This window comes from Streptomyces sp. NBC_00704 (assembly GCF_036226605.1).
In the GTDB taxonomy this organism is placed as follows: Bacteria; Actinomycetota; Actinomycetes; order Streptomycetales; family Streptomycetaceae; genus Streptomyces.
This window is the reverse complement of the sequence record NZ_CP109000.1, coordinates 929,419-953,746: the sequence shown is the minus strand read 5'-3', so window position 1 is coordinate 953,746 and position 24,328 is coordinate 929,419. Positions and strand designations below refer to the sequence as shown.

Annotated in this window: 30 protein-coding genes; 13 read left to right on the top strand and 17 right to left on the bottom strand. The window is 70.6% G+C overall.

The genetic code is table 11. The features are described 5' to 3' along the window. Positions 1–4: 4 nt before the first annotated feature. The 17 genes from OG802_RS04145 to OG802_RS04065 form a co-directional block, all read right to left on the bottom strand. Positions 5–754 (bottom strand): glycosyltransferase, encoded by a 750-nt coding sequence (locus OG802_RS04145; RefSeq protein WP_319320065.1) that lies wholly within the window; start codon positions 752–754, stop codon positions 5–7. Between the two features lie 47 nt (positions 755–801). Next, positions 802–1,437, bottom strand: coding sequence for a hypothetical protein (locus tag OG802_RS04140; protein WP_329407313.1), 636 nt, complete (start codon positions 1,435–1,437; stop codon positions 802–804). Positions 1,438–1,484: 47 nt separating this feature from the next. Beyond that, entirely contained in the window at positions 1,485–2,264 is a 780-nt protein-coding gene (locus tag OG802_RS04135; RefSeq protein WP_329407311.1) for a hypothetical protein, read from the bottom strand. Positions 2,265–2,567: 303 nt separating this feature from the next. Further along, positions 2,568–3,077 carry a hypothetical protein gene (locus tag OG802_RS04130; RefSeq protein WP_269648197.1) on the bottom strand — a complete coding sequence of 170 codons (510 nt, stop codon included), beginning with the start codon at positions 3,075–3,077 and terminating at the stop codon, positions 2,568–2,570. Between the two features lie 158 nt (positions 3,078–3,235). Further along, positions 3,236–4,207, bottom strand: coding sequence for a hypothetical protein (locus OG802_RS04125; protein WP_269648196.1), 972 nt, complete (start codon positions 4,205–4,207; stop codon positions 3,236–3,238). Then, on the bottom strand, positions 4,191–4,694 hold the full coding sequence (locus tag OG802_RS04120) for a hypothetical protein (RefSeq protein ID WP_329407310.1): 504 nt from the start codon (positions 4,692–4,694) through the stop codon (positions 4,191–4,193). The genes OG802_RS04125 and OG802_RS04120 overlap by 17 nt, the downstream gene beginning before the upstream one ends. A 488-nt stretch (positions 4,695–5,182) precedes the next feature. Continuing rightward, a complete protein-coding gene (locus OG802_RS04115) occupies positions 5,183–6,100 on the bottom strand; it encodes a hypothetical protein (RefSeq protein ID WP_329407308.1) in 918 nt (305 codons plus the stop codon). Further along, a complete protein-coding gene (locus OG802_RS04110; protein ID WP_329407306.1) occupies positions 6,090–6,230 on the bottom strand; it encodes a hypothetical protein in 141 nt (46 codons plus the stop codon). Before OG802_RS04110 ends, OG802_RS04115 begins: the two co-directional genes overlap by 11 nt. A gap of 137 nt (positions 6,231–6,367) precedes the next feature. Next, positions 6,368–6,934, bottom strand: coding sequence for a hypothetical protein (locus OG802_RS04105; RefSeq protein WP_329407304.1), 567 nt, complete (start codon positions 6,932–6,934; stop codon positions 6,368–6,370). Further along, positions 6,931–8,466 (bottom strand): VirB4 family type IV secretion system protein, encoded by a 1,536-nt coding sequence (locus OG802_RS04100; RefSeq protein ID WP_119581275.1) that lies wholly within the window; start codon positions 8,464–8,466, stop codon positions 6,931–6,933. Before OG802_RS04100 ends, OG802_RS04105 begins: the two co-directional genes overlap by 4 nt. Before the next feature lie 28 nt (positions 8,467–8,494). Then, entirely contained in the window at positions 8,495–8,956 is a 462-nt protein-coding gene (locus tag OG802_RS04095; protein WP_329407301.1) for a DUF6238 family protein, read from the bottom strand. Positions 8,957–9,050: 94 nt separating this feature from the next. Beyond that, positions 9,051–10,523, bottom strand: coding sequence for an SCO6880 family protein (locus OG802_RS04090; RefSeq protein WP_269648192.1), 1,473 nt, complete (start codon positions 10,521–10,523; stop codon positions 9,051–9,053). An 81-nt stretch (positions 10,524–10,604) separates the two neighbouring features. Then, entirely contained in the window at positions 10,605–11,981 is a 1,377-nt protein-coding gene (locus OG802_RS04085) for an SCO6881 family protein (RefSeq protein ID WP_329407297.1), read from the bottom strand. A gap of 36 nt (positions 11,982–12,017) precedes the next feature. Further along, on the bottom strand, positions 12,018–12,704 hold the full coding sequence (locus OG802_RS04080) for a hypothetical protein (RefSeq protein ID WP_329407295.1): 687 nt from the start codon (positions 12,702–12,704) through the stop codon (positions 12,018–12,020). Then, positions 12,704–13,012, bottom strand: a complete 309-nt coding sequence (locus OG802_RS04075) for a DUF6112 family protein (protein WP_061334899.1) — start codon at positions 13,010–13,012, stop codon at positions 12,704–12,706. Before OG802_RS04075 ends, OG802_RS04080 begins: the two co-directional genes overlap by 1 nt. A gap of 244 nt (positions 13,013–13,256) precedes the next feature. Continuing rightward, positions 13,257–13,625, bottom strand: coding sequence for a hypothetical protein (locus tag OG802_RS04070; protein ID WP_329407291.1), 369 nt, complete (start codon positions 13,623–13,625; stop codon positions 13,257–13,259). A gap of 72 nt (positions 13,626–13,697) precedes the next feature. Beyond that, positions 13,698–14,831, bottom strand: coding sequence for a C40 family peptidase (locus OG802_RS04065; protein WP_329407290.1), 1,134 nt, complete (start codon positions 14,829–14,831; stop codon positions 13,698–13,700). Positions 14,832–15,243: 412 nt separating this feature from the next. On the opposite strand from OG802_RS04065, the gene OG802_RS04060 reads away from it, so the two are divergent. The 13 genes from OG802_RS04060 to OG802_RS04000 all read left to right on the top strand — a co-directional run bounded on the left by OG802_RS04060 (position 15,244) and on the right by OG802_RS04000 (position 24,317). Next, positions 15,244–15,993, top strand: a complete 750-nt coding sequence (locus OG802_RS04060) for a transposase family protein (protein ID WP_329407288.1) — start codon at positions 15,244–15,246, stop codon at positions 15,991–15,993. 239 nt (positions 15,994–16,232) lie between these two features. Beyond that, a complete protein-coding gene (locus OG802_RS04055; RefSeq protein ID WP_329407286.1) occupies positions 16,233–16,988 on the top strand; it encodes a DNA-methyltransferase in 756 nt (251 codons plus the stop codon). 241 nt (positions 16,989–17,229) lie between these two features. Continuing rightward, a complete protein-coding gene (locus OG802_RS04050; RefSeq protein WP_329416929.1) occupies positions 17,230–17,772 on the top strand; it encodes a DUF4913 domain-containing protein in 543 nt (180 codons plus the stop codon). Continuing rightward, a complete protein-coding gene (locus OG802_RS04045; protein WP_329407284.1) occupies positions 17,769–18,254 on the top strand; it encodes a hypothetical protein in 486 nt (161 codons plus the stop codon). Before OG802_RS04050 ends, OG802_RS04045 begins: the two co-directional genes overlap by 4 nt. 18 nt (positions 18,255–18,272) lie before the next feature. Next, positions 18,273–18,971, top strand: a complete 699-nt coding sequence (locus OG802_RS04040; RefSeq protein ID WP_329407283.1) for a hypothetical protein — start codon at positions 18,273–18,275, stop codon at positions 18,969–18,971. Positions 18,972–18,988: 17 nt separating this feature from the next. Then, positions 18,989–19,738, top strand: a complete 750-nt coding sequence (locus OG802_RS04035; RefSeq protein WP_329407281.1) for a hypothetical protein — start codon at positions 18,989–18,991, stop codon at positions 19,736–19,738. Positions 19,739–19,919: 181 nt separating this feature from the next. Next, positions 19,920–20,234, top strand: coding sequence for an SH3 domain-containing protein (locus OG802_RS04030; protein WP_319648464.1), 315 nt, complete (start codon positions 19,920–19,922; stop codon positions 20,232–20,234). 101 nt (positions 20,235–20,335) lie between these two features. Next, positions 20,336–20,818 carry a hypothetical protein gene (locus OG802_RS04025; RefSeq protein ID WP_061334511.1) on the top strand — a complete coding sequence of 161 codons (483 nt, stop codon included), beginning with the start codon at positions 20,336–20,338 and terminating at the stop codon, positions 20,816–20,818. Then, a complete protein-coding gene (locus tag OG802_RS04020; RefSeq protein ID WP_329407279.1) occupies positions 20,815–21,258 on the top strand; it encodes a hypothetical protein in 444 nt (147 codons plus the stop codon). Before OG802_RS04025 ends, OG802_RS04020 begins: the two co-directional genes overlap by 4 nt. Positions 21,259–21,268: 10 nt before the next feature. Continuing rightward, on the top strand, positions 21,269–21,682 hold the full coding sequence (locus OG802_RS04015) for a hypothetical protein (RefSeq protein ID WP_329407277.1): 414 nt from the start codon (positions 21,269–21,271) through the stop codon (positions 21,680–21,682). A gap of 42 nt (positions 21,683–21,724) precedes the next feature. Further along, positions 21,725–22,567, top strand: a complete 843-nt coding sequence (locus OG802_RS04010) for a winged helix-turn-helix transcriptional regulator (protein WP_319648380.1) — start codon at positions 21,725–21,727, stop codon at positions 22,565–22,567. Continuing rightward, the gene (locus tag OG802_RS04005) at positions 22,564–23,085 is read left to right on the top strand and encodes a regulator (RefSeq protein ID WP_329407275.1); all 522 of its coding nucleotides are present in this window, start codon (positions 22,564–22,566) and stop codon (positions 23,083–23,085) included. The genes OG802_RS04010 and OG802_RS04005 overlap by 4 nt, the downstream gene beginning before the upstream one ends. Beyond that, the gene (locus OG802_RS04000) at positions 23,082–24,317 is read left to right on the top strand and encodes an MFS transporter (protein ID WP_329407274.1); all 1,236 of its coding nucleotides are present in this window, start codon (positions 23,082–23,084) and stop codon (positions 24,315–24,317) included. The genes OG802_RS04005 and OG802_RS04000 overlap by 4 nt, the downstream gene beginning before the upstream one ends. Positions 24,318–24,328: the final 11 nt, after the last annotated feature.

Below are 24,328 nucleotides of genomic sequence, written 5' to 3'. Positions count from 1 at the left end.
ATGCTCACGAATTCGCGGATCCTAGAGTCTCCCGGGCGCGGAGGGCGGCTCGCAGGCTGCGTCCGTAGTTCCACGCATGCCGCCGAGCCTCCGGCTCCAGGACGTCATGGGCGTCCTGGCGGGTCATCTGGCCAGGGTGTTTGCGGTACCGGTAGACCGGCAGGGGAAGCAGGATCCCGGGGGCGAGGCTGGTGACGCCGAGGGCGGCGCAGTAGTCCTCGCCCTGGACGAGCCCGCCCATCGGAGCGGCGCGCACCAGGTAGGTGCGAGCGAGGATAGTGGTCGGCCCGATGGGGATGGTGTCCGCCGGTGACTTCCAGTACGTCCACACGTCGCCGGCCTCGTGCCGGCCGGGCGGGGCGGGGCAGCGCCACAGGGTGGTCGAGCCGTCGGGGTGCAGGTCCTCGCTCCATCCCGCACACCAGCCGACCCCCGTCGATTCCAGGATGTTCAGCCGTACGGACATGGCGTCGTCGGTGAACTCATCATCGTCATCTGCCCAGTTGGTGTACCGGGTGCGGACATGGGCGAGGGCCAGGTTCCGGGCGCAGGCCGCGCCGACCGGGCGAGGCAGAGCAAACGTGCGGACGCGGGAGTCCTGCGCGAGCGGGTCGGGCAGGCGGTCCGGCGAGGCACCGTCGAGCGCGATCACGGCCTCCCACGGCACGGACTGCCGGGTGAGGCTGGCGTGCATGGCGGTCAGGTAGTCGAGCCGGTCTTCGCGCAGGCGGCTGGCGATGACGACGGTGATCAGGGGCAGGGCGTGCGAGGGCAGGGGAGGCTCCGGGAAGCGAGAGTGAACTAGCGGCGCGTGGCGGGACGCGGGGCGTGGGCCTTCGCCGGGGATGCAGCGGGAGCGCCCGGGGACGGCGTGCTGCGCGATGCCCGGATAACCGGTGCGGGGTCGAGGGAGGACCAGGCCGCCGGGTGGTCGTTGAAGGGGGTGCGCGGGTCGAAGGCCCAGTCCACGACCGGGCCGATGTCCTCGTGGAGGAGGCTGATCACCTCGATGCCCTCCTTGTGCAGGATGTACCCCCACTGCATGTCCTGCTCGTCTGCGGTCTCGTCGGTGACCGACATGCGCCGCGGCGGGGAGCCGTCCGGGGTGATCAGGTGGTCGAGGGTGCGGCTGGGCCACTGCTCGCCGCCGGTCAGCGCGGCCACGAGCGAGGGCGGGGCGCCGTCGAGGAGATCGGTGCCCAGCTCGTCCCAGCCGACGGCGACGTCGTCGATGAGGTGACGGGACATGGCTTCCACGTCGCGTCCGAACTTGTACTGGTAGGCGGCCAGGAGCAGCGGCAGGTGGTGGCTGGGTACGCCGTCGAGCTGGACGTGGATGCCGCTGTATCCCGTGCCGGTGGTGGGGCGGGCGATGAAGGAACGTGTGGACAGGGAGTTCTCCGGATCGAGCAAGGAAGCGGGGACGGGGGCGGCCATCAGGGGCGTGCGGCCCGTCAGGGGCGGGGCGTTTACACGCGGTCCGATCAGGAGGCGACCGGGGGGCCGGAGGCGTCGGTGTGGGCGCAGGTATAACCGATCAGTCGGGACGGTGCGGCCTTCGCGGGGACGATGGCGGCGTCGTTGCACACGAACGTGTACGTGATGGAGGTGCGGGGCACGTCGTGGAGCCAGGCCCGGTCGTCCTTGCCGGGGTTGATCTGCAGGCCGGAGTGCGCGACGGCGTCGGTCTGGATGTGCGTGTGGGAGAAGAGGATCAACGCGCCGCCGTCGGTGGTCCTGAGGGCGTAGGCGTCCGTGTAGCGGTTGGCGGCGCCGGCGAAGACGGTGGTGCCCTGGTTCCCGTAGCGGGTGCCGGTCTTGTCGTGAACCTCGATCTGCCGCTTGCTTGCCTTGGTCGTCGCGAAGACCTTCGTCCCGGTGTCCGTGCCTCCGGTGGCGAAGTTGTCGAGCACGGCTGCGCGCAGCAGGTCGGCGTCCGCTGCCAGCCGCTTGTTGCCGGCGGCGGGAACGGCCGTCGCGTACCCGTCCCGGTCAAGGGCGATGTCCGGCAGCTTCTGGCTGTCCAGGTCGACGACGGAGACCATCTCCCAGCCCTTGTGCTGGGGGCGTTCGGCGAACACCGCCAGACGCGAGGGTGCCTTGCCCTTCTGATCCGAGAGCGCGGCGGCGAACCAGCGGTCCTGCCCCGCTTCCAGGCGCGGGATGTACAGCTCCGCGTTTGCCGAGTCGTAGGACCACGGCTTGTACGGCTTGCGGTCCGCTGCGGGAAGCCCTTCGGTCTCGGTGTACTCCGAGATGGACATCGCGTACAGCGGGCCGTCCTCGACCGTGTCGAGCAGGCGCCGGTCGCGGTCGGTGTTGGCCTCGTTGTTGATCTTGGAGTAGTGGGAGATCTGGGCGAGGGCCTCCTTCTTCGTCAGTGCCGGCTCGGCGGTCGGGGTGGGGGAGGCGCTGCTGCGGGTGGCCCTGGCTGTGGTGTCGGCGTCCGGGCTGCCGGAAGTGGCGCAGGCGGACGCGGTCAGCGCGACGGATGCGGCGGTGAGCAGGAGGGCGGTGCGGCGTGCGGAGGTGTGCAGGGGAATCAGGAGGCTCCGGGAAATAGCGGGTTAGCGGGTACGGGATGCGGTGGCGGATGCCGTCGGCGGGGACGGCGCGGTCACGGCCGGTGCCGCCCGTGTATCGGCGGCGGCACGTAGTTGCTTCGCGGCGCGGGCGAGGCAGGTGCGGCTCTCACCGAGCCGGTCCACGAGACCCGGGTACGTGGAGGCGATCGCCCGGGTGCGGGTAGGACCAGGTGCTTGGTGGGTGAGTTCGGCGAGGAGGCCGAGGTGGTGCACGGCCGAGCCGAGGGCGGCGAGCGCGGCACTGGTGGGCTCGGCCGCTTGGGCGAGCGCGAGCGTGGTGCGGCGATGGGTGGCCGTGACGCGGGTCGGGTAGCGGGCGGCGGCCCGGTGGCGGAAGGCGCTCTCGCCGACGAGGTAGGTCAGCAGGCTGGCCAGGTGGCGGACTTCGTCGTCCAGGATCTCGCTCAGGGCCGGGTCCGGTTGGATCTGGTCGGGGAGCGGGAGGTGGTCGGCCACGGCGTTGAGCCGGTCGGCCACGTCGTGCAGCAGCATCCGCTGGTCAGGATCGGACAGCGGGAACTCCAGGAGGGGTGGGGGCGTCTACCGCCGTGCTGAGGACGGCGTGCTCGCCGTCGGCTGTATGCCGGGCGCTGCTGTGGGCGGGCGGGTCGGTGGGCCCTCGGAGGCGGACAGATCGGTGCGGGACGCGGTCATGGTTTCCTGAGGCGCCGGGCGGCCTGGCGGTAGCGGGGCAGGAGCCGCCGGGAGACCGTGTGCGCGGCGCGGACTGCCTCGGCGGGGACTGCGATCGCGTGCGGGGCGTTGTCGTCGCCGAAGTAGTCGTGGGTGATGCCGTGCAGGGATAGCGCGCCGACGAGAACCTGCCCGCGGTGCAGCGGGCGGTCGATCACGACGAGCTCGAGGCGGTTGGGGCCGGTGAGGATCGCGGCGCGGGGAACGCGGAATTGCATCCAGGCACTGGCCAAAGACGCGTTGTCCCACAGGTCGTCGAAGAAGTCGAGCTGGCTGTCCGGATCGGCGAAGTCGGTGATGCAGGAAGCCCATTCGCCGGGCAGACGGTGACACAGGCCGTGGGCGAGGGACTCCAGATCGCTGCCGGAGGTGGAGATGCGGACGGCCTCACGCTGTGAACGGCGGTACTCCCGTTGCTGGTTGTCGCGCCACAGGTCTTCGACGCGCTTGCCCGCAGCGGGAGAACCGGCGTCCGCGAAGATGCGGGGCAGGTGGTATTCCACGCCGATGCCTTGTCGGTCGGCATCGGCGAGGAACCGCGTGAGGCGGGCCGGAACGTCGTGGTCGTACCTGTCGTGGATCAGGATGGAGCCGAAGACGCCACGTGGGCGCCAGAAGCCGTGGTCGGTAAGGAGGGTGTGGGCTGCAGCGGGGGCGTCGTTGCTGGTGAGGGCGATGACACCGATCTGGTCGTGATCGCCGAGGCTAATGGCGGGCGTGGGCTTGTCTGCAGGTCCGTCAGTGTCGAGCAACGCCAGGCTCGTGCGAGTGGAGTTGATGTCCGACGATGAGGCTCCGGCCGGTGACCCGCCATCGTCCGGGACGTGGCCGGTGTGGTCGAGCAGTTCGAGGGGCTCGGAGGTACTGCGCAGTTCGAGGTTCTGCTGCTGCGACCGGTGCGGCGTCGACTGTTCAGCGGGTTCTGGCACGGGGACCTCGTGGTGTCGGGAGGGCGGGGGCTACATCGCTTGTCGCCGTGGGCGGGTATTTCTTCGATCTCAGGGCAGCCTCGTGACCTGGCGGTACACGTCGTCGGAGGTCTGCTCGCGGAGGCGGAGTCGTCGACGGAGCGTCGGGGGCGGCGAAGGGGTGTGTGCCGCCGATGAGGGAGGGGCGGCCATCGAGTTCGTCGAGCCAGGTCAGGAGTTTGGGCAGGTTCTTGTCGGGCCCGAACGCGAGGTAGGTGCCGTCGGCGCTGTCGCAGCCGAACCACTCGGCTATCCCCAGCCTGATCCGGGAGTTGACGCGGCCCATGTGCACGCCTTTGCCGCGGGCCTTCGCCTCGCGGGCCAGCCGTTCGGCGACGGGGCCGAGTTTCCACTCGGTCGATCCGGCCAGGAACAGGACGTCGAAGTCGTCCCAGGGCAGCAGCCCGGGTGTATCGCAGCCGTCCTGGGCCGCGTAGGCCGCGGGCACGCCGAGTTCGCGGATGCGGGCCAGCCACGGCAGGGACTCGGTGAGGGTGCCGACGGCGTCGAACGGCTGGTCCGGGGCGAGCGCCCACAGGCAGCGATCCGGCCCGTACCGTTCAACGGTCCGGTGCAGCCAGGCGAACCATGCTTGGGCTCCGGGCCAGTAGCGGCCCTTGCGTCGCTGCCGAACTTGGAGTTGTCACAGGCATACAGCGCACCCTCGGGGATCCGACTGCCTTGCGCCGGGGTGGTCATACAGCCGATGCGTCCGGCGCTCATCGCAGCCCGAATCTCAGGCCCCGAGGGAGTGCCGAGATAGCGCACCGTGTACCTCCCCGGAGGCGACGCCGACCGCCGTCCGGGCCACCTGCCTGCCGGGCGGAAGTCCACGACGTGGGGCCTGCGGCTGGTGGACCTCGCCATTTCGGGAAGGCGGCACATTCCTGGTCTTTGAGCCGGGCGAGGGCGCGGCGAGCGTCGGGTGTGCCTGGTTCACCGGGTGCGGCCGGGCACGGCGGTGGTCGCCGTCGGTGGCCCCGGGCTCGGACCCGGCGGGAGACCGGCCCGGGTGGTCCGGCGCGCGGGGGCCAGGGCACGCATGCGGTCGACAGCGGTGTGCAGGTCCTCGCCGAGACTGCGCAGGGTGGCCGCCGCGTCCTGAAGGTCGTAGTGGAGGTCGAATCCGTCGTCCTGCTCGGATTCCTTGGCCTTTTCCGCGGCTGCTTCGAAGAACTCGCCGAGCCGTTCCAGCAGGCCGCTGGTGGGGTCCAGGATCTGGTGCAGCAGGGCGGCGGCGTCCGCAGGTGACTCGGTGGCGTTGAGCCGGTCGGTGAGAGCGAGGAGTGCGTCGCCGTAGACGAAGGTGCGGTCCGCGTTGCCGGAGACGTCCGCGGGCTCGGGGGCGCGGGGCGCCGGCTCGGCTGCGGACACGGGCGTACGGGCGGTGGGCGAGGAGGGAGTTGGCAGCAGTCCGAGCTGATCGAGGCGATGGTCGATCGCCTCGATCAGGGGCTGGGCGCTGCCGCCGTGCCGGGCTTCGGGCCGCTGGGGTGCACCGGGGTCGTCGGAGGGTGCCGAGTCGTAGAGGACCTCGGACAGCGACGGGTCGTCGGGGTGCTCGCGGGTCGCGATCCAGCCCTCCGGACTTCCCGGCGGGCGGTCGGAGGGGGGCTCCTGCGGCGGACCGATGATCAGGCAACTGCCGTCGGGGAGGGATACGCGCACGATGTAGGCGCTGAGGCCGAACTCGATGTCGCACTCCAGCCCGCGCTCTCGCAGTGGCGTGGTGATGTGCGCGTGGCGGCGCCACAGCTCCTGCCACCACGGGGTGTCCACGTTGTGGTGGTCGGGAAGCGGTGCGAGCGCAGCCGCGCGGCGGGCCTCTGGAGTGTTCTCCTGGTCAGCGGCCACGGTTCCTCCTGCGGGAGGCCGACGCGTGGTGGGACGGGGGTGTCCGGCGTGCGGGGTCGGCTTCGGGCTTCGGCACGGGAGCGAAATCGAGTTCGTAGTCGTCGTAGGCGGCGATCAGGTCGTGTTCCATTTGGGCTTCGCGTTCGGCGACTTGTGCGATGAGGTCGTCGTGCTCGGCCTGGCACTGCTGGTAGTCGGCCCAGTCGGCGTCGCTGAGGTGGGCGGGGCGGTTCAGAGGGCTCCTTGAAAGGGTGGGGCCGGTCCGGGTCAGCGGTGGCGACCGCGCGGTTTGGGCGGCGGTACCGGGCTCTGGCGGTGGGAGGGCGTGAGGAAGAAGCGGTGGAAGTCGAGGTGGTCGGTGAGTTCCTGGACTGCGTCACCGAGCGCCTGTGCCGCGCGCCGCAGACAGGCACGCGCCGTCGCGTGTTCGACGACCATGCGGTTGTCACGGACGTAGCTGTCGTTCTCGCTGTGCGGCCGGGGCGGTGAGAGCGCGGTCTGTGCGGTCTCGGCGAAGTGCGGTACGGCCTGGCTCGACAGGGTGACCGCCGACGCCAGATGGGCGAGGACGGCGCTGCCGGCACGGTTCGTACTGGAGGTGGTCCGGGCGAAGTCCGCGGTCAGCTGGACGACATCACGGGCGAGCGTCTGTGCGCCGGTGACGTGCTGGAGAAGCGCGGTGTAGGACGGCGAGGCCGGGACGCGACCGGTGTCGTCCAGCAGCTCCCACTGCTCGAACGCGCCGGAGAGTTTGCCCCTCACGGCGTTGAGCGCGTCGATGAGGTGGAGCGTGGTGGCGCGCGGGATCAGCTCACGCCGGATATCAGGTTTCATGAGTCTTTTACGGCTTTTTTATGCATTCGGGCGTCGGTGTCGAAGAGTGCCAGCTCGTACGCGTGCAGGAGGTGCTGCACGATGAAAGATCGTCCGGCGACTTTCCACAGGCCACGCCCTCGGTTGAGGTGGGCGATGGCGTCCATTTCGACGGAGGTCAGGCCGAGCAGCGAGGCCGCGGCGTGGAGTTGGTCGGTCTCCTGGCGGTAGATGATGCGGGTGCTGCAGTCGGCGAGGAGGCCCTCGGCCAAGGCCCGGCCTTGTGATCCGGCGTCGCCGGCGGTGAGCAGGTCAGACAGCCGGTGGATCACCATGAGGTTGGCGATGCCGAGGCCGCGGCTGAGCTTCCACTGGGCCTGCATGCGCTGCAGCAGGCCGACGTGCCGCATCAACCGCCACGCCTCGTCGTACACGATCCAGCGCCGGCCGCCGGACGGGTCGGAGAGGGCGGACTCCATCCAGGCACTCGCGCAGGTCATCGCCAGGACGAGGGCGGTGTCGTCGCCGGATCCGCCGAGCCGGGAGAGGTCGATGGTGAGCATCGGTGCGTTCGGGTCGAAGGCGACGGTGGAGGGGGCGTCGAACATGCCGGCCAGGTCACCGTGGACGAGGCGGCGCATGGCGTGGGCCAGGTCGCGGGCGGCGTCGCCGAGTTGGCCCGACATCATCCCGGCGGCCTCGTCGAGCGCACTGGGGTTGTTGAGGGTGGCGGCGACATCGCCGAGCAGCGGGGTGCGGCCAGTGTGGACGGCGCGGGTGACGACGGCGTCCAGGGCGACGTCCAGGGCGGTGTGCTCCATGGGCATCAGGTCCCGGCCCAGGACCGTCCGGGCCAGGGAGCCGAGCAGGAGCAGGCGCCGTTTGCGGATCTCGCCGACCCAGTCGTCCTCGGAGACGCTGTGCGGGCGCGGGGCCGCGTCCAAGGGGTTCAGTCGTCCGGGCAGTCCGGGGCCGAGAGCGACGGACCGGCCACCGAGGGCTTGTGCCACCGGCGTCCATTCGCCCTTCGGGTCGCACGGGACGTAGACGCGGTATCCGAAGGCCACCGAACGCAGCGCGAAGGACTTGGCGAGCGCGCTCTTGCCCTGGCCGATGACCCCGGCGAGCAAGAGGTTCGGGTTGGTGAATCCCTCGACCTTGCCGTACAGAGCGAACGGATCGAAGACGAAGCTGGCCTCGGCGTGGACATCGCGCCCGATGTAGATGCCCTCGGCGCCGAGTCCCCCTTCGGCCAAGAAGGGATAGGCACCGGCCGCGACCGCGGTGGTCATGCGGTGGGCGGGCAGCTTCAGCCGGTTGTGACGCGCGGAGGCGGGTCCGGGACGTCCGTTCGCCGGGTAGAGCGCGGTGGGCATCTCGTGGGCGGCGGACGTGCTCTCACTCTGGTGGGCACTGGCTTGCGCGCGGGCCTTGGCGGTGGCCTCGGCGAGCTGGCGACGGGCGGCCTTGCGGCTGGCGCGATCGGTGCCGTGGGGGGTGAAGAGCGGGCTGGCGGAGGCGCGGCGGGCGCGGCGGGCGGGCCGGTGGTTCATCGGTGGCCCTCGTTTCTGCGGGTAGTGCTCATCGCACGCAGGCTGTGGTGTGCGGGCGGAGGTCGGTGGGGGTGGTCTTGCGGCGGATGACATGCCCGGCGGCGAGGTGGCGCTGGCAGATCGTGAGCACGGGCGGTCCCTCAGGAAGCCGCTCCGGATGGCATGCGCTCGACTCGGCTTCTGCTGCTGCGCTGTTGGGCAGCAGGTGGAAGGCGGAGTGGACCTCGCTGGTGGCCTGCCAGAGGCGGGTGTGCGCGGTGGCGAGGTGGCGGCCGGCGGCGGGGTGCGCAGGCCGGGTGTTTTCGGCGAGCCGGTCCATGAGCTGGTGCAGGGCGGTGAGGTGGGCGTGCAGCACGTCAACGTGCACGCGGTCCGCTGGCCGGGGCGGGTTCGCGTCCGACGGTGCCAGGGCCCGGGTGTGGTGGCGGAAGCCGGCGCTTGCGGCGCGGAGGTAGGGGTGCGCGTCGTCCGGACGCGTGGGCGAGGTCAAAGGTGGTGGTCCTTCCTGCCGGCAGGCAGGGGCGGTGACGGATGTTCGAAGAGCGGCGGGCGCCACGGCGCTGACCGGCGGGGACGGGCCCGGCTCACAGGGCGGTCCGGGCGAGTGGGAGCGCGGTGAGGGCGAAGGCGTCCGGCTGCTGGTAGTTGAGCCGTCGCAGATCGACCCCGGAGGTGACGGCGTGGGTCTCGATCTGTGCGCAGGCGGCGTCCAGGAGGGCGTCGGTCTCGGCGGTGACGGTGACCAGGCCGGTCAGGGCCACGTCGGCATGTCCGGCGATGAGCTGGCGCTCACGCTGCTTGACGTCGGCGTACTCGACGGAGTCTTCCTCGCTGTCGACCTGCCCCCGGCGGGCCCTCTCGTTGGCGTCGGCGATGATCGCCGCCTTCTTCCGCTGGACGTCTCGCAGCGCGGACTCGAGTCCCTGCGGCACGTATATAAGGGAGAGGCTGCGCCGCACGCCGGCCGTGAACATGATCCCGTGCAGGAACCCGGCCCCCATCTCCGTCCTCGGCCAGTTCTCCACCCAGTACGTTGCGTGCCGTGCGCTGTCGGTGGCGAGCCGGTCGTACTCCTCGAACTGGACGACGGGCCCGGCGGCTGCGGGGTCGGCCTCGGCGCGGCCGGTCTCGGACCACTGCTGGAGGGCGGCGAGCGCCTTTGGGTCGTAGGCGGTGCGGATGACGGCGGCGATCTCCCTCGCGGTCAGCCATCCGGTGACCTGGAGTCCGGCGTTGCGCGCGGCCTGGGCGATGGATGCGCTGGTCTGCTCCATGACGGTGAACGCGCCGGGCAGCCCTCCGCCGGCCTGGTTGATCAGGCGCCGGGCGGCCTTGAGGTCGAGGGAGATGGCGAGGTAGGTCTCGTGCGGGGCGGCGGCAGGGCCGGCCGAGGAGACCAGCTCGGAGTAGATCTGTCCGGCGACGGGAGTCTGGGGCTGCCCGTTGTGGGTCCAGTGGCGGGTGAGGGTGTCGCCCGAGTCGGGGACGGTGCGTTCCAGCACCTGCACAGTGGCGACGTGCCCGGTGCGGGCGATACCCGCGAGCGCGCGTCCCCAACTGCTCACGTTGTGGTTCTGGGTGGCGGGGTCGAGGAGGGCGAAGGCGCGGCTGGTGACGCGGGCGATGGCGGTCAGGGTCTGCTGTTGCGGGTCGTGCACGGCCGCGGCGCCGTTGACGGAGTCGCCGGGGGTGACCACCTTGAGGGAGGCGGTGGTGCCGGGCAGGTGGAGGATGCCGTCCTGCCGGGGCCGGGTGACGGGCCGGGCGAGCCAGAGGGTCTGGCCGGTGCGGCGGCGGTGTGCGTAGCGGGCGACGATCGGTGCCCAGTCGATGAGGGAGCGGCCGTGCCGGCGGATTGTGACGAGCGCACCGGATGCCGCCCACAGCGGGGCCAGGGCGACGGCGCCGAGCAGTCCGGTGGAGACCACCGTCATCAGCAGGAGCGCCAGTGTGCAGGAGACGAGGATGAGTTGGGGCAGGGAGAGGCCGAGGAGGATGCCGCGGCGGGACCGGTGCGGGAACTTCACCGTGACCGGGGCGACGGAGAGATCAGTCAAAGGGGCGGGTCCTGGAGACGCGGGGGAACCCGGGGGCGGGAGGTGCAGCGCAAGTCCCGCCCCCGGTGGACGGGCAAGGGATCAGAGGCCGGTCGGCGGCGGAGAGGGTGAGGCCGACCCACTGGACGTGGCGTTCTGTGAGCCGGAGGGCGGAGGTGCGCCCTGCGGCGGTGCGGTGGTGGTCGGCGGCGCGGACTGCCATCCGCTGCCCTGGCCGGAGGCGGCGTTCGCTCCGGGCCCGCCCGGCCCTGGGCTGCCGCCCACTTGGCCGCTGGTGTCGTCGGACACGCTCGTCGGCGCGGGCTGGACGGCTTTCTCCAGACCGGACTTGACCGCGTCGCCACCGGGCGAGATGCCCGTACCGCCGTCCTGCGAACCTTCCTTGCCTCCTCCGCCGCCGGTCGGGTTGGCGGCGACGTCGCCGGGGAAACCGCCACCGCCAGCGGCGTCGGGCCCCTGCGGTGCGGCGCCTGCTCCGGCTGCAGCGCCACCGGTTCCGGCGGTGGCCGCAGCCGCGGCGGCCTTGCGGGCGGCGTTCTCGGCATGCGCCTTGGCGATCTGCGCTCCGGCGCCACCGGCACGGTGGATGGACTCGCCGTCGGTCCCGTCGGCCGCCCAGTGCACGAACTTGAAGACGGCGTAGGGGCACAGCAGCACCAGGATCATGATCACGATGCCGGACATGACGTCGGCCAGAGCGGCGATGCCGTCCTTGGCCTCGGTTTTGCCCATGGCGGCGATACCGAGGACGAAGATCACGGTCATCAGGAGCTTGGAGACGACGAGGGTGGCGGTGGCCTCGATCCAGCCCTTGCGCCAGCGCCGCGCGACCTCCCACCCGCCGCCGGCGGACGCGAAGACAGCCAGCGTGACCATGACGAGGATGCCGACCTTGCGGACCATCATCACGCACCAGTAGAGGAAGGCACCGACGGCGGCACCAAGGCCGGCGACAACCGCAACGAGCCAGCCCATCCCGGACAGGCTCGCGATCTGGTTGACCTTCACGATGCGTCGCACGGCCGACTCGATGTTCAGGTGGGCGGTCTTGAACAGGCCGTCGCTGACGGCATCGACCACTTCGACGGCGACCGTGGTGAAGGCGATGGCGCAGAAGGCGAACAGGACGCCGCTCATGGTGCCGGTGAACGCTTGTGCCAGGGCTTGTCCGTCGCGTCGGATGGCGGCCCGGACCAGTTGTGCGCAGAATGTGGCGACCAGCAGGACCAGGCCCAGAGGCAGCAGCATCTCGTAGTTGTCGACGAACCACGACGCGTTGAGGTCGACCTTCGTGGTGGTGTTGACGGCCTCGGCGGCCAGATCGGCTGCGGCGGCGGCCAGTTCACCGGCGGACTTCGCCATCCAGTCACCGATGGCCTTGCCGGGGTCCGAGGCGAAATCGACTGCGTCGCCGACGGCGCACAGCTTGTCTGCCAGGGGGAAATCACAGAAACCCACGAGGAGTTACTCCTCCTTTCTTGTCTCAGGCGCGGGTCACTGCGTGACGCTCGGGGCGATGGCGGCCAGGGTGCAGTCGTGATTCGGGCGGCACTGGACGGCGAGGGTCACGGCCCGTTCCTCGGCTCCGCCGCCGCCCTTTTTCCAGGCGATCTGCTGCGTGCCGTTGACGGTGACGACGTAGATGTACGCCTCGGTGATCGCGGACGGGTCGTCGGCCAGCGCCTGCTTGAACGCGGAGGGGTAGTGGCCCTCGGTGACGCTGGCGGTGGCGTGCTGGTCCTGGTCGGCCATCCGCGACCACAGCACCGGATCGGGCACTTGGCCAGAGACCGAGGCCCAGTCGGTGTACGTGGTCTCCGTGGTCATCCAGGCGCGCATGCCGGCGAGTTGTTGGTCGCGGCTGGTGTCGCGGGTGTCGTAGGACCACAGCATCTGGGCCGCCGCCTTGGCGTAGGCGACCGGTTCGGCGATCTGCGGAGGCTGGGACACCGACCCGGATCCGGAGGAAGGCTTGGGGGCGGCCTCGGAGGAGGACGGGCTGCCACTCGGGGTAGGCGCGGCGGTGCCCGGGGCCTGGTGGCCGTTGCCGCCGCCGGTCAGCAGGGCGACGATCCCGGCGACGGCGAGCAGGACTGCGACGGCGGAGGCGACGATCGCGATGCGCCGGTTGGCCGACCAGCCACTGCCATACGACGACAGGGAGGGGAGTCGTTTCTTCATCAGTGCACCTGCGACCCGAGGGTCGAGAAGAACGCGACGATGCCGTTCGCGGCGCCCAGGCCCAGGGCGGCGCCCGCGGCCACGACCGCGCCCTTCTTCCCGTTGGCCTCGGCCTGGTGACCGCCCGTGTGGTGTCCCCAAGCCCACACGCCGAGCGACACAGCGAGGGCGCCGACGACGGCGATGATGCCGAACAGGTTGATCGAGTTGACGACGTTCTTCAGCACGCTCAGGCCGGGCAGGCCACCGCCCGACGGCGTGATGCCGGGATCGTAGGCCAGGTACTGCACGGTTTCGAGTAGGGGCAAGGAAGCTCCTTGGGCGCGCCGAAATTTGGCGCGCGGGAATCACAGAAGGAAAGGGAGGAACGAGGCAGCGCCTCGTAGAAAGGGAGGGCAGACACCGTGGATGCACGGGCTGGCCGGGCGGCGTCCGCGAAGAGACGGCATCGCTCGCACGAGGACGCAGCAGGTGCCGCGCCGAGGCTGCGGACCGAGCCGGTGCTCCCGGCGAAGGCGCCGGCTCAGGGGCCGAACCGGCAGTGGAAGACCCCTACTTCGGGATCGGCGGCTTCGGAGCGGGGTTGGTCTTGTACGGGTTCGCGCAGTTGTAGATCATGTAACCGCGGCCGATTTTCTTGCCGTCCGACTTCCGGGTGACGGTGCCGCGCGTGTACCAGGTCTTCTCGGCCTTCTTGTAGACCCACTGGTCGTAGACGACCTTGTCGTGCCTGTAGCCGATGCCCAAGACCGTGGACGTCTTCGACGGTGCCTTGCGCACCTTGACCGCACTGCAGCTGATGGTGGTGGTGCCGGTGTCGTACGCCTGTGCTGCGGTGGCGGTGGCGAGGCCGCCGGCGGCGACGGCCAGGCCCAGAGAGGCTGCCGCGAGGGCACGCGGGGCGCGGGGGCGGGTTATCAAGAAGATGCTCCGTACTGTTGGGGGAATCTCGGTCAGAGATGGTGCGCCGGGGCCCTCGCGCCCCGGCCGGCGTCAGAGAACGCGGCGGGCGGCGAGAATCGTCCAGTCCTTGATCGGAGTGATCCGGACCGGCTTGGTGGTGCGCGGCGCCTCGATCACGAGGCCCTCGCCCATGTACATGCCGACGTGCTCAGGGCGGGCGGCGGTGCCGCGGCTGAAGATCAGATCGCCGGGCTTGAGTTGGGCTGGCGAGACCGCCTTGCCCTCGTTGACCTGCGTATACGTGGTGCGGGTGAGAGTGACGCCTGCATGTGCGTACGCCTGCTGCATCAGGCTGGAGCAGTCGCAACGGCCCATCGGGTCAGGACCATGCGCGTTGGTGCAGGTGCCGCCCCACTGGTAGAGCGTGCCGAGCTGGTGCATCGCCCACTCGATGGCCTTGCGCGCCTTCGGATCGGCGTCCTTAGGGATCGCGTAGCCCTTCGGGACGCTTCCCTCGGGGATACGGCCGAAGCCGGAACCGTCCTGGCCCGGAGCACAGCCGCTCGTGCCGGTCGATGCTTGCTCGCCCTGGTCTGCGTCCTCGTTGTCCGCGTCGGTGCCGCCGCCCGGGAAGGTCTTGGCGATGGCATCCTGCAGCGCGGTGGCCAGGCTCTCCCACTGCGCATACGCGTCGGGGTAGGCGGATCTCTGCACGGCTTGGGCGGCCTGGGGGACGGTCATCTGCTGCCAGCCGCTCACCTTGAGCAAGTGCTTGTAGAACTGCTCGGAGGCGTAGACCGGATCGCGGATCTGCTGGGCACTGCCCCAGCCCTGGGAGGGACGCTGCTGGAACAGGCCGAGCGAGTCCCGGTCGCCGTAGTTGAGGTTGCGCAGCCGGCTCTCCTGCATCGCGGTGGCGAGCGCGATGATCTGTCCCTTCCTGGGGACGTCGAGCGAGAGGCCGGCGGCCACGATCGTCGCCGCGTTGGGGACTTGTTCGGCGGGCAGGTCCAGGCCCTCGACGTGGACGTTCTTGCCGGACGCGCCGTCGAGAATCTTGGTGACCTGCTCGGCGACCTCGTCGGTGTCGATGTCGGTGAGGCAGCTGCTGAAGGAGCTGCTGCTCTGCACGGCGTCGGCGGAGGAGGCCAGCATCATGCCGGTGCCGGCGATCAGGATCGGGGAGAGGAAGACGACGCCGATGCCGGCGGCGAGCGCCTTCAACCGGAGCGGATCGCTCGCCGGTCAGGGCTTTCGGGCGTGGGTGGGTGGCGAGACGTCATGAGCGTGTCCTTCGGGGTGCAGTGTCCGGCCGTGCCGCGTGCGCGAGGCGTGATGGGAAGGGCGCGGCGGCCGGGGTGGGCGATCAAGGCGGGCCGGTGTGGCGAGTTGCCGCTCGCTCCGCGTGGCCGGGCGGTGAGCTAGGTGTGCCGGGGCAAAGGGGTACCTCCGTGAGGTGGGGCAGGGGAGTAGTCAGCGGCGGTGTGCGCCGGGCGGTTCAAAAACAGTGAGCGTTTTCAGTGTGGCCACCGATCGGGTGACGGAGCGGTGTGAAGGTCGGGGTGCGCAACGGACAGGGCTCCCGTGCCGTTGAGAGAGGTGTTCAACGTCTCAACTCAGCAGCACAGGAGCCCTGTTGGTTCCGTATCCTGCCGCACTCGACCTGCCTCACGCCCTGGTCGAGTGGGTCACGATGCTCATCGTCACCCGCGAGGGTGACCGGCGGTGCAAACTCCCGCCGCACCGCCGTGCGCTCGTCGCACTCGTGTACCTGCGCCGGCATGACACCCTCGCCCGCATCGCCGCGGCCTTCGGGATATCCGTCGGCACCGCCCACGCCTACATCACCTCCGTCACCGGCTTGCTCGCCGAGCAGGCACCGGGCCTGCTGAAGACGCTGCGCGAGCACGACCCGGACTTCGCCCTCCTGGACGGCACGCTCGCCGAGTGCGACCGCGTCGGCGACGGCCGGGCCGACTACTCGGCGAAACACAAACGGCACGGGGTGAACGTGCAGGTCGTCACCGATCCGGCCGGCGAGATCCTGTGGCTGTCCCCAGCGCTGCCGGGCCGGACCCACGACCTGACCGCCGCCCGCACCCACAAGATCCTCCGGATCTGCGAGCGGCAGGGCGTCCCGGTCCTCGCCGACATGGCCTACATCGGCGCCGGTGACTGGGTCACCACCGCCAAGCGCCGCCCGCCCCACGGTGAACTCACCTTCACCGACCGGACCAGGAACCGGGCCCTCTCCGCCGCCAGGGCACCCGTCGAACGCGGCATGGCCCGGCTCAAGTCCTGGCAGATCTTCCGCAGATCCCGCATCAGCCCCAACCGCATGACCGTCATCGCCAAAGCCGTCCTCACCCTGGAGAGGCAACGCTGAAAAGGTTCAGTAGGCCCAGATCGGCGGTTGACCAAAAAGCTGGCGTGAGGTATCGGAATCCGGCACCTCACGCCAGCTTTTTGGTCGTCGGCGTTTTCGCCTCTACAGTTTTTGGACTCCCCCCTCGCCTTCCTCGGTCTGTGGCCCTGGGCTTCTGCATGCCCACTTCCGGCCCGCGAGGATTTCTGTGCGAGGCGGTGAGTTCTCTCCGCGACTCCGCACCGAATAGGGGTTCCTCTTTGCCTTTTTCCCTGCACCAGGGCGACGCCCTCAATGTTCTCGCCGGCCTTCCGGACGGCTGCGTCGACTCCGTCATTACCGATCCGCCGTACAACTCGGGCGGTAGGACCGCGAAGGAGCGCACCACCCGCTCCGCGAAGCAGAAGTACACTTCCGCCGACGCCCAGCACACCCTGCCGGACTTCACCGGCGAGAACATGGACCAGCGCAGCTACGGGTTCTGGCTGACGCAGATCATGACCGAAGCCCACCGCCTCACCAAGACCGGCGGGACCGCTCTGCTGTTCACCGACTGGCGTCAACTCCCGATCACGACGGATGCGATCCAGGCGGCAGGGTGGCTGTGGCGCGGGGTACTGGCCTGGCACAAGCCGCAGGCCAGGCCCCAGAAGGGCCGGTTCACCCAGAACTGTGAATTCATCGTCTGGGCCAGCAAGGGGGCGATCGACGGCTCCCGGAACCCCGTCTATCTGCCCGGTCTGTACTCGGCCTCGCAGCCCTCGGGGGCGAAGCGTCAGCACATCACGCAGAAGCCCGTCGAGGTGATGCGCGAGCTGGTCAAGATCAGTCCTGAGGGCGGTACGGTGCTCGACTTCTGTGCCGGCTCCGGCTCCACGGGGGTGGCCGCTCTGCTGGAAGGCAGGGACTTCATCGGCGTGGAGAAGACCGAGCACTACGCGGCGATCGCGGCTGACCGGCTCACCGAGACGATCCGCGAGACCCGCACGCAAGACGACGTGGTTCTCACCGCCTGAGCCGCGAGCGCGCTTCCCGTCAAGGCGACCGGCGCCCTAGTCGGCAATCCGGCGAAAGTGGACTTGTCACCCGTCGGCGGTCCGAGCATTGCCGCTTCCGTCTTCCTTACATTCCGCGTCTCGTAGGAGGCCCAACTTCTTCATGCCCGAACCCATAAAACCCCCTGACGATGGGGAGTTGGAGCCGGTACGCATTCCCGATCCACAGCTGGAAGGAATCGAGGCGAGCGTCCGACGGCTCATGGAGCAGTCGGCGCAACAGGCGCAGCAACTCGACCACCTCGCGTCCGCCCCGGAGCCGAGCGGATCGCCGTTCGCCGCGTTCGGCATGCCGGGGCTCGGCGGGCCGCCTGCCGCCGCTCCGCCGGAGCCCCGCCCGATCCTGGAACTCGACGGGGAGGAACGCGAAGACGAACTCGACGCCTTGTCGGACTGGATCGACGACTTCTTCCTCCCGGTGTACGGGCCGGAGGTCACCACCGCAGCGCCCTGGTGCCTGCAGTGGCAGGAGCACGACGACGTCGTGGCCTGGCTCCACGCCCTGTGGCTCGCCTACCAGCAACACAAGGACCCCGAAGCCGGATTGAGCGGCCTGTTCGTGTGGCACCGGGACTTCCTCACCCACGCCCTTGCGGCCGTCCGCGCACCGGGCGGTCCGCTGTCGGCCTGCATGACCTCTCCCGACCGGCCCGCGCACCGCCTTCTGCCCGGCCCGCCGCCGTCCGCGCGCACGGAGACGGCGTCCACGGCGGAAGCCGACGGGCCTGCAGAGCCGACGTCATGACCGCGGGACAGGGACAGCCCGCCTTCGGACTGAGCTTCGACCCCCGCGCGCTGACCGATCTCCTCCAAGCCCCCAGCGATATCCGCGACCTCACCCTCGCCTACCTGCAGGAAGTCGTGAACGCACAGCGCTTCGGACTGCGCCTCGACGGTGACCTGGAGGGCTACCGCAAGTTGTTCGTGGACTCGCGCAAGGACTGGCGCGTCGTCTACGGCGTCCGCCCGGCGCCCGCGGAGTCCGCGCACCCGAAGGAGATCCACGTCGTCGCTATCCGGCCGCGCGCGGGCAACGACGTCTACGACGAGGTCGGCCGCCGCCTGGGGATGACCCGCCGCCCGCTGAGCGCCCGCACCCACGCGGCACGCTCCTGCTCCCCGCAGCTGACCACCCACACTCCCGCGCCCCGGCCCGGTCCACCGCCCACCGCAATGCCGGGTCTGCCCCGTCCCGCACACAACCCCGCACACCACCACACCCGCTGAACGCACGGAACCTCGCCTATGCCCCCTGAACCCGCGCCGACACCAGCCCGGCGTGCGGTCTCCCCGCTCGACCACCGCCTCGAAGCCGCCACAGGCCACGACATCGACACCCTGTGGGCCTACCGCGACCGCGGCATCCTCGACGAGCCACACTCCCACCTGGTCGACCAGCACCGCGAGCTAGCCAAGACCCAGACCGGCGTCACCTTCTACCTCCGCCTCCTCCACTGCCTTTCCAGCGGCGAGTTCGACGTCAACGACGCCCTGTTCACGCGCCTCGACCGCACCGTGGACCAGCTGGAGAAGGCCGCCGAAGCGCGGAACGCCGCCGCCGAGAAGGTACTCGCCGCCCTGGAGCCCATCGAGGCCGCCGCAGCGGCCCCGGCGCCCGGCGCGCAGCAGCTCTCGACGGACGACCAGGCCGCGCTGCTCGCCATCGCCAGTGGCGCCAAGCTCTACGAACACCTGCTGACCGGCCGGATATCCGTCACCGCCGCCTCCGGCACCCGCATCCCACACGCCAAGCTGCAGCGACTGGAGGACGCCGGCCTGGTCGTGAGGGATACCGACCACCCCGTGCACGCCGGCCAGCCGGTCGCACTCACCGACGCCGGACGCGCCGCGCTGTTCGCCGCCCGGCGGACCCCCACGACACGGACACCCACGCTCCCGGCTCGCCCCGGCACATCGCCGTCCACCCCGGTGCAGCGGCGCTGAACTCCACCGAAAGGCCCTTGTTGCCCCCTACCGAACCGGCGCCGGCCCGGAAGCCCATCCCCCAAGTCGACTTCGAGCTGGACGACTTCGATGCCGACGAGGAGATGTACCTCGACTTCTACCGCCAGGTCGCCGTCCACGAGGACATGCTCGTCCCCCTCGCCGCACACCACACTCCCAACGGCGCGCACAGCTACTACGTCCTCTTCGACCGCACCGCCACCTGGGGACACTCTGGTATGCCGCAGCTGCTCGCCGTGCATCTGCAACGGGACCGAGAGAAGCGGACGTTCACCTTCGAGCAGGCCGGCGTGCCGCTGCCCGCGATGGCGCAGTCCTGGCTCGTCCACCGCGGCTGCCCGCAGGACGCCATCGGCCTCGACCCCGAGCTGGGGCCACCGCCGGCAGACGAGGCGACTCGTGCGCTGGAGCGACGCCTTGCGGGCGACGGCGACCACTACGCCATGGGCTACTCCTACACCCGCGACGACCCGGACGACATGGTCACCGTCGTGGCACTGCGCGCCCTGGACGAGCGAGCCCCCAGCCCGTTCCGCGTCGTGGTCGAGGAGGTCGACACCGACGCGTGGACGCACACCCTGCGCGAGGGCGGCTTCGACACCGTGGGCGAAGCCCTGCAGTGGTGCGACGACCGGCTTACCGGCGAGGCCGGCCCCCTGCCGCCGGTCCGCCCGGCAGCCGCAGCCAGCCGCCCGGCCGTCCTGCCGAAGGCCCCTGCTCCACGCCCGCCCGGCCGCTCGCGCTGAGCGCCAAAGCCGACGCTGGCGGCGCAACATAGCCGACGATCGCCGGTTAGCCAAACCGGCGATTCTCCGGACTCTTATACAGCCGCCGGGACAACTCCCGCGGCGCCATTCCACGCAATCCCTATGCCTTCACGGAGGTTTCTTCCGCATGCGCTCCACACGAATTGCCATATCCGCGGCGATGCTCGGCACGCTCGCCCTGCCGGTGCTCTGCGCCACCACCGCCAGTGCGGCACCCGCCGCGGTATCTGCGGCCCCCGCGAGCAGCTGTTCGTCCCTGCCGCCGCTGCCGTACAAGGTCCACGCGTCGGCTGTGACCATCCGGTCCAAGGCCACCACGAAGTCCACCGCGCTCGGCGTGCTTTACAAGAGCCACAAGTTCACCGTGCACAAGAAGAGCGGCAACTGGCTCTACATCACGGACAGGTCGACCGGCGTCAAGGGCTGGGTGTCCGGAACCTACGTCTACCGCGATACCCGTATGTGCCTGGACTGACAGGTATTCAGCAGGTGCCCGTAAGCGGCTGAGCCGCCGGGTACGGCCGCCCCCTCGCATTCCCCCCAGGCACCGGTCTTTCTAGAAAAGGAGTTTCTCTTTTGTCCGACGGCATATCCGATGAGGCTGAGGATGTCGTGGGCGTGCTCACCGAACGGATCGAAGCGCGCTTCGCCATGGACATGGACCAGTTGAAGGCCGCGGTCGCCGCCGCGCCGACCGTGAACCCTGACGCCACCGACGTCGTCAAGTGGCACGGCCTTCTCGTCGAGGCCCAGTCCCTGCTCGAGCGCGCGGAGGACGACCTCCTCGCCGCGCTGGAAACCCAGCCCAGCGAGGTCGACGACCCGACGATGGGCCTTGCCCACAGCGTGAACGCGGCTGTCACCGCACGCGACGGCCGGGCCCTGGTCGTGCGGTGGCTCCTCGACCCGGACGCTCCGGGCAAGAAGGACCTCGCCGCCGAACGGCTCGCCCGCCTTCGCCCCCGAACCGGGCCCGCGGTGCAGACCAGCGCTCCCCACCGACCCGCGGGTACACCCGCGCCGGCGTCGGCGGGGCGGACAGGAAGGCCCGTCCGTTGAGGAGGGTCAAGTCCAGCACGATGGACGGCGACCTGGAGAAAGTCTTCGGGAGCCCCGTTTCGAAGCTGTACGAGGCGGCAGTGGGCCACGATGCCTCTCCCGCCCTCGCCCGTGCCCTGGAACTGCGTTCCTTTCTGGCTCTGACCGAGGAGCAGGTCGCCCGCGTCCGCGACCGCGTGTGCGCGGACATGGATCCGGACCGCGACATGGGCGAGCTGTCGGCCGACAAGCTCCGCTTCGACGCGCAGTGGCTGGAGGCGGCGCTGGACGCCCGCAACGGCTACCGCGCCGCCCTCGGCGAGCTGCTGCGCACCATGCCTCCACCCGACCAGCGGGCCCGTCCCATCCGCACGGCACAACTCAGGGTCACCGCAGCCCTACCCCCGTCCGCCGCCCCGGCACTTCAGCGTGCCAGGGCGGCCCGGGCCCGCCGACCGTGAAAGCCCCCGCTTGTCTCACCTCACGTCCACCGAGATAGCCGGACGGATCGAGGACCTCTACGGCGCGCCGCTCGCCGACCTCGAAGCCCACGCCCAGGACCAGCCGCCCGGCATGCTCTCCGCCCTGCTCGGCATGCACCACGACCTCGCCCTCGCCGAGCGGAGCATCGACTTCCACCGCGACCACCTCGCCCGGCTCATCCACCCCGAGCGGCAGATCGGCCGACACGAGGTCTCCCATCTCCTCGATGGCTCCCGCCAGCTCGCCGAAGCCGTCGCAGTCCGCGACGTCCAGGCCAAGTCGGTCGCCGCCGTTCTGCAGAGCCTGGCCCGCGTCCCGGCCCCAGCCCCGACCCCGCCGACTCCCTCGCCACCCGTTCCGGCTCCACCACTTCCGGCCCAGAGCACCGCACACAGCCGCTGATCCGCTGGCAATTCCCCTTTACTCACCCAGGAGTTCCTCCCCTTGGCCATCACCGCGCTGCCTCCCGACACCGATGCCGACATCGCCCGGGTCACCGAGGCCCTCGCTATGATCACCCCGCGCTGGAACGTGAGGATCCTGCTGGCACTCTCCGGCCCGCCACAGCGTTATAGCGAGCTGGCGGCCAAGGTGTCCTGGTTGCAGAACGGCCAGCTCCATCCCAAGCTCAAGTCGCTGTGCGACGCCGGGCTCGTCGAGCGCACCGAACACACCGCACGGCATGTGACCTACGGCCACACCGAGCGTGGGGTCGCCCTGCTGCCGGTCCTGCCGGTGATCGTCACCTGGGCCGAGGAGCATCTGGAGAAGGCGGACCGCCCGCTGCCCGCGATCGAGCAGATCGAGGACAGCCTCACCCTGCTCACCCGGCGGCACGCCGCCGCCATCCTGTGGGTGCTGAAGTCCCGCGAGGAGGTCAGCGGGCGGGCCCTGGCCCGGATCGTGATGCCCAGCAGCGACTGGACCAACGTGTACCCGCCGCTGCGACAGCTCGTCGCCGACGGCCTGGTCGACACCGAGGGCCTCGGCCTGCCCTACCGGCTGTCCGCGGCGGGCGACGGTCTGAGCCCCGTTCTCGGCGCCCTGTCCGCATGGTGTGCCGGACAGCCCCTCAACCAGGCGGCCCAGCACCCGGTCTGGGGGCATCCGCAGGCGAAGCTCGCGCCGAGGCCGTGGGTCAGCAGCCAGTCCCGGCCGGCCCCCGTAACCCTCCCGCAGGCCCGGACGGGTGAGTCCTCTCCGGCGTGGCACAACCGCGATCTCTTCTCCCATGCCACGGCCGCCCGGCCGAAGGCAGCCATCCCGGCGGGAGGTCCGCGCCGATGACTACCTTTTTCACCTCTGCCGAAGTACGCAACGCGGTCGAGCTGCTGGCTTCGCGTTCCTTGATCCGCCTGGTCACCGAGATCGACGACAACGGGGCGATACCGCCGCGACGGCTGGCCGGTACCCTCCCCGACCTCTCCTCGCACCAACTGCGCCGCGCTGCCGAAGCGGCCCGCGCCCACGGTCTCGTCCGGACCGCGCCCGGCGCCGGCCTGGAACTCACCGAGTTGGGTTCGGAGTTGGCCGACCTGTACGACGCGGCTGCGCGCTGGGCTCGACGCCATGCCTACCCGGCACCGGTTTGCGAGTTCAGCAGTCGTGTCCGCCACGTCCTCGACCTCCTGGCGCCCTCGCTCGCGACCGAGCGCGCCGACGGCCTGCCGCAGCGGGCCGCCGCCGCGCGGCTGCCCAGCGACGAGGCCGAAGCGGACCTTGTCCGTCCCCGCACCCTCCTGATCCAGTGGCTGGCCGGCAACCCCCAGATCACCCAGGTGTCCGAGCCCGAGCCGGCCGCGTGAGCACAGCGGCTGCACCCCGGAATGCACGCCACACCGCCGGGCTGATGCGCAGCATCTACCTGCCGCGCACGGCGGACGCTCTCGCGTTCGCGATGTCCACCTACGGCATCCCGCTGCTGGTCCTGGCCACCACGCGCTCCTCCGCGCTGACGGGCGCCGCGTTCGCCCTGGAGTGGATCCCGCGGCTGGCGGCGTTCGGGTGGGCCGGATCCATCGTCGACCGGCGCGGGGCGGCAGTCGTCTTCCATCTTGCCTCCCTGGGGCGCGCGCTGGCCCTCGCCGCCGGCGCGGTCTTGCTCCACTGCCACCCGTCCGGCACCGTGGCGACCGCAACGGTGTTGGTGCTGGCGGCTACGACCGGCGTGCTCACCGAGTTCAGTTACATCGCGGCCGAGACCGCGGGCGCCGCCGCCGGCCGACGGGCAGGAAAGCGGGCCCACCGCGTCCAGGCGGCCCTGCTCGGCATCGACCAGACCGCGACCCTGGCCGGCCCCGCCCTCGCCGGACTGCTCCTGCTCGCCGGGCCGCCGACGATGCTCGCGGTGATCACGGTGCTCTCACTTCTCGCCGCGATGCTCGCCCTGCGCACACCCCCCTCACCCGTTGCCCCGGCCCGCGCGCCGAAGGGACAGTCCGGCGCCGGACTACTCACCGGGTGGCGCACCATCCGCTCTCTTCCGGCGCTCGGCTGGCTCGTGACCGGGCTGACCCTGTCCAACCTGGCCACCGGGCTCCTCCAAGCGGCCGGTCCGGTAATCGTTGTCAAGCATTTCGGGCAGTCCACCACGGCCGTCGGCCTGGTCTGGTCCGCAGCCGCCGCAGCGACGCTCCTCAGCGTCACGCTCTGCCGCTTCGCGCTCGACCGGCGGGGCCTGTGGCCGGTCGGCGCCGCCTGCGCCGCCCTCGCCTCGCTCGCCTGCCTCGCCGCCGCCCAGGCCCCCGACTACCTGTCCTACCTGGTCCTGGTCGCGGTCCTCATGGCGGCCGACGGCGGCATGACGGTGGTCCTGCGCACTCTGCGCTCCCGCCTGATCCCCCCGGAGAAGTTCGGCAGCACCCTGTCGGCGACCATCCTCGTCCTCCTGCTGCCCTTCCCCGTCGCCGGCGTACTCACCGCGCTCACCCCGCCCGACGCGCTGGGCCACGTCATCACCGTCTGCGCCGGTCTGCAGGCCCTCGGCCTGTTGTACGCGTTCGCCCGCCTGCGCACCGATCCCGCCCTGCGCACCTGACCCTGCCGCGC

Coding starts and splice junctions, on each gene's coding strand:
- OG802_RS04105 (WP_329407304.1), bottom strand. CDS start 6,934: ATGAAACCTGATATCCGGCGTGAGCTGATCCCGCGCGCCACCACGCTC.
- OG802_RS04110 (WP_329407306.1), bottom strand. CDS start 6,230: ATGGAACACGACCTGATCGCCGCCTACGACGACTACGAACTCGATTTC.
- OG802_RS04135 (WP_329407311.1), bottom strand. CDS start 2,264: ATGTCCATCTCGGAGTACACCGAGACCGAAGGGCTTCCCGCAGCGGAC.
- OG802_RS04005 (WP_329407275.1), top strand. CDS start 22,564: ATGACTACCTTTTTCACCTCTGCCGAAGTACGCAACGCGGTCGAGCTG.
- OG802_RS04030 (WP_319648464.1), top strand. CDS start 19,920: ATGCTCGGCACGCTCGCCCTGCCGGTGCTCTGCGCCACCACCGCCAGT.
- OG802_RS04080 (WP_329407295.1), bottom strand. CDS start 12,704: ATGAAGAAACGACTCCCCTCCCTGTCGTCGTATGGCAGTGGCTGGTCG.
- OG802_RS04140 (WP_329407313.1), bottom strand. CDS start 1,437: ATGGCCGCCCCCGTCCCCGCTTCCTTGCTCGATCCGGAGAACTCCCTG.
- OG802_RS04100 (WP_119581275.1), bottom strand. CDS start 8,466: ATGAACCACCGGCCCGCCCGCCGCGCCCGCCGCGCCTCCGCCAGCCCG.
- OG802_RS04040 (WP_329407283.1), top strand. CDS start 18,273: ATGCCCCCTGAACCCGCGCCGACACCAGCCCGGCGTGCGGTCTCCCCG.
- OG802_RS04050 (WP_329416929.1), top strand. CDS start 17,230: ATGGAGCAGTCGGCGCAACAGGCGCAGCAACTCGACCACCTCGCGTCC.
- OG802_RS04045 (WP_329407284.1), top strand. CDS start 17,769: ATGACCGCGGGACAGGGACAGCCCGCCTTCGGACTGAGCTTCGACCCC.
- OG802_RS04130 (WP_269648197.1), bottom strand. CDS start 3,077: ATGCTGCTGCACGACGTGGCCGACCGGCTCAACGCCGTGGCCGACCAC.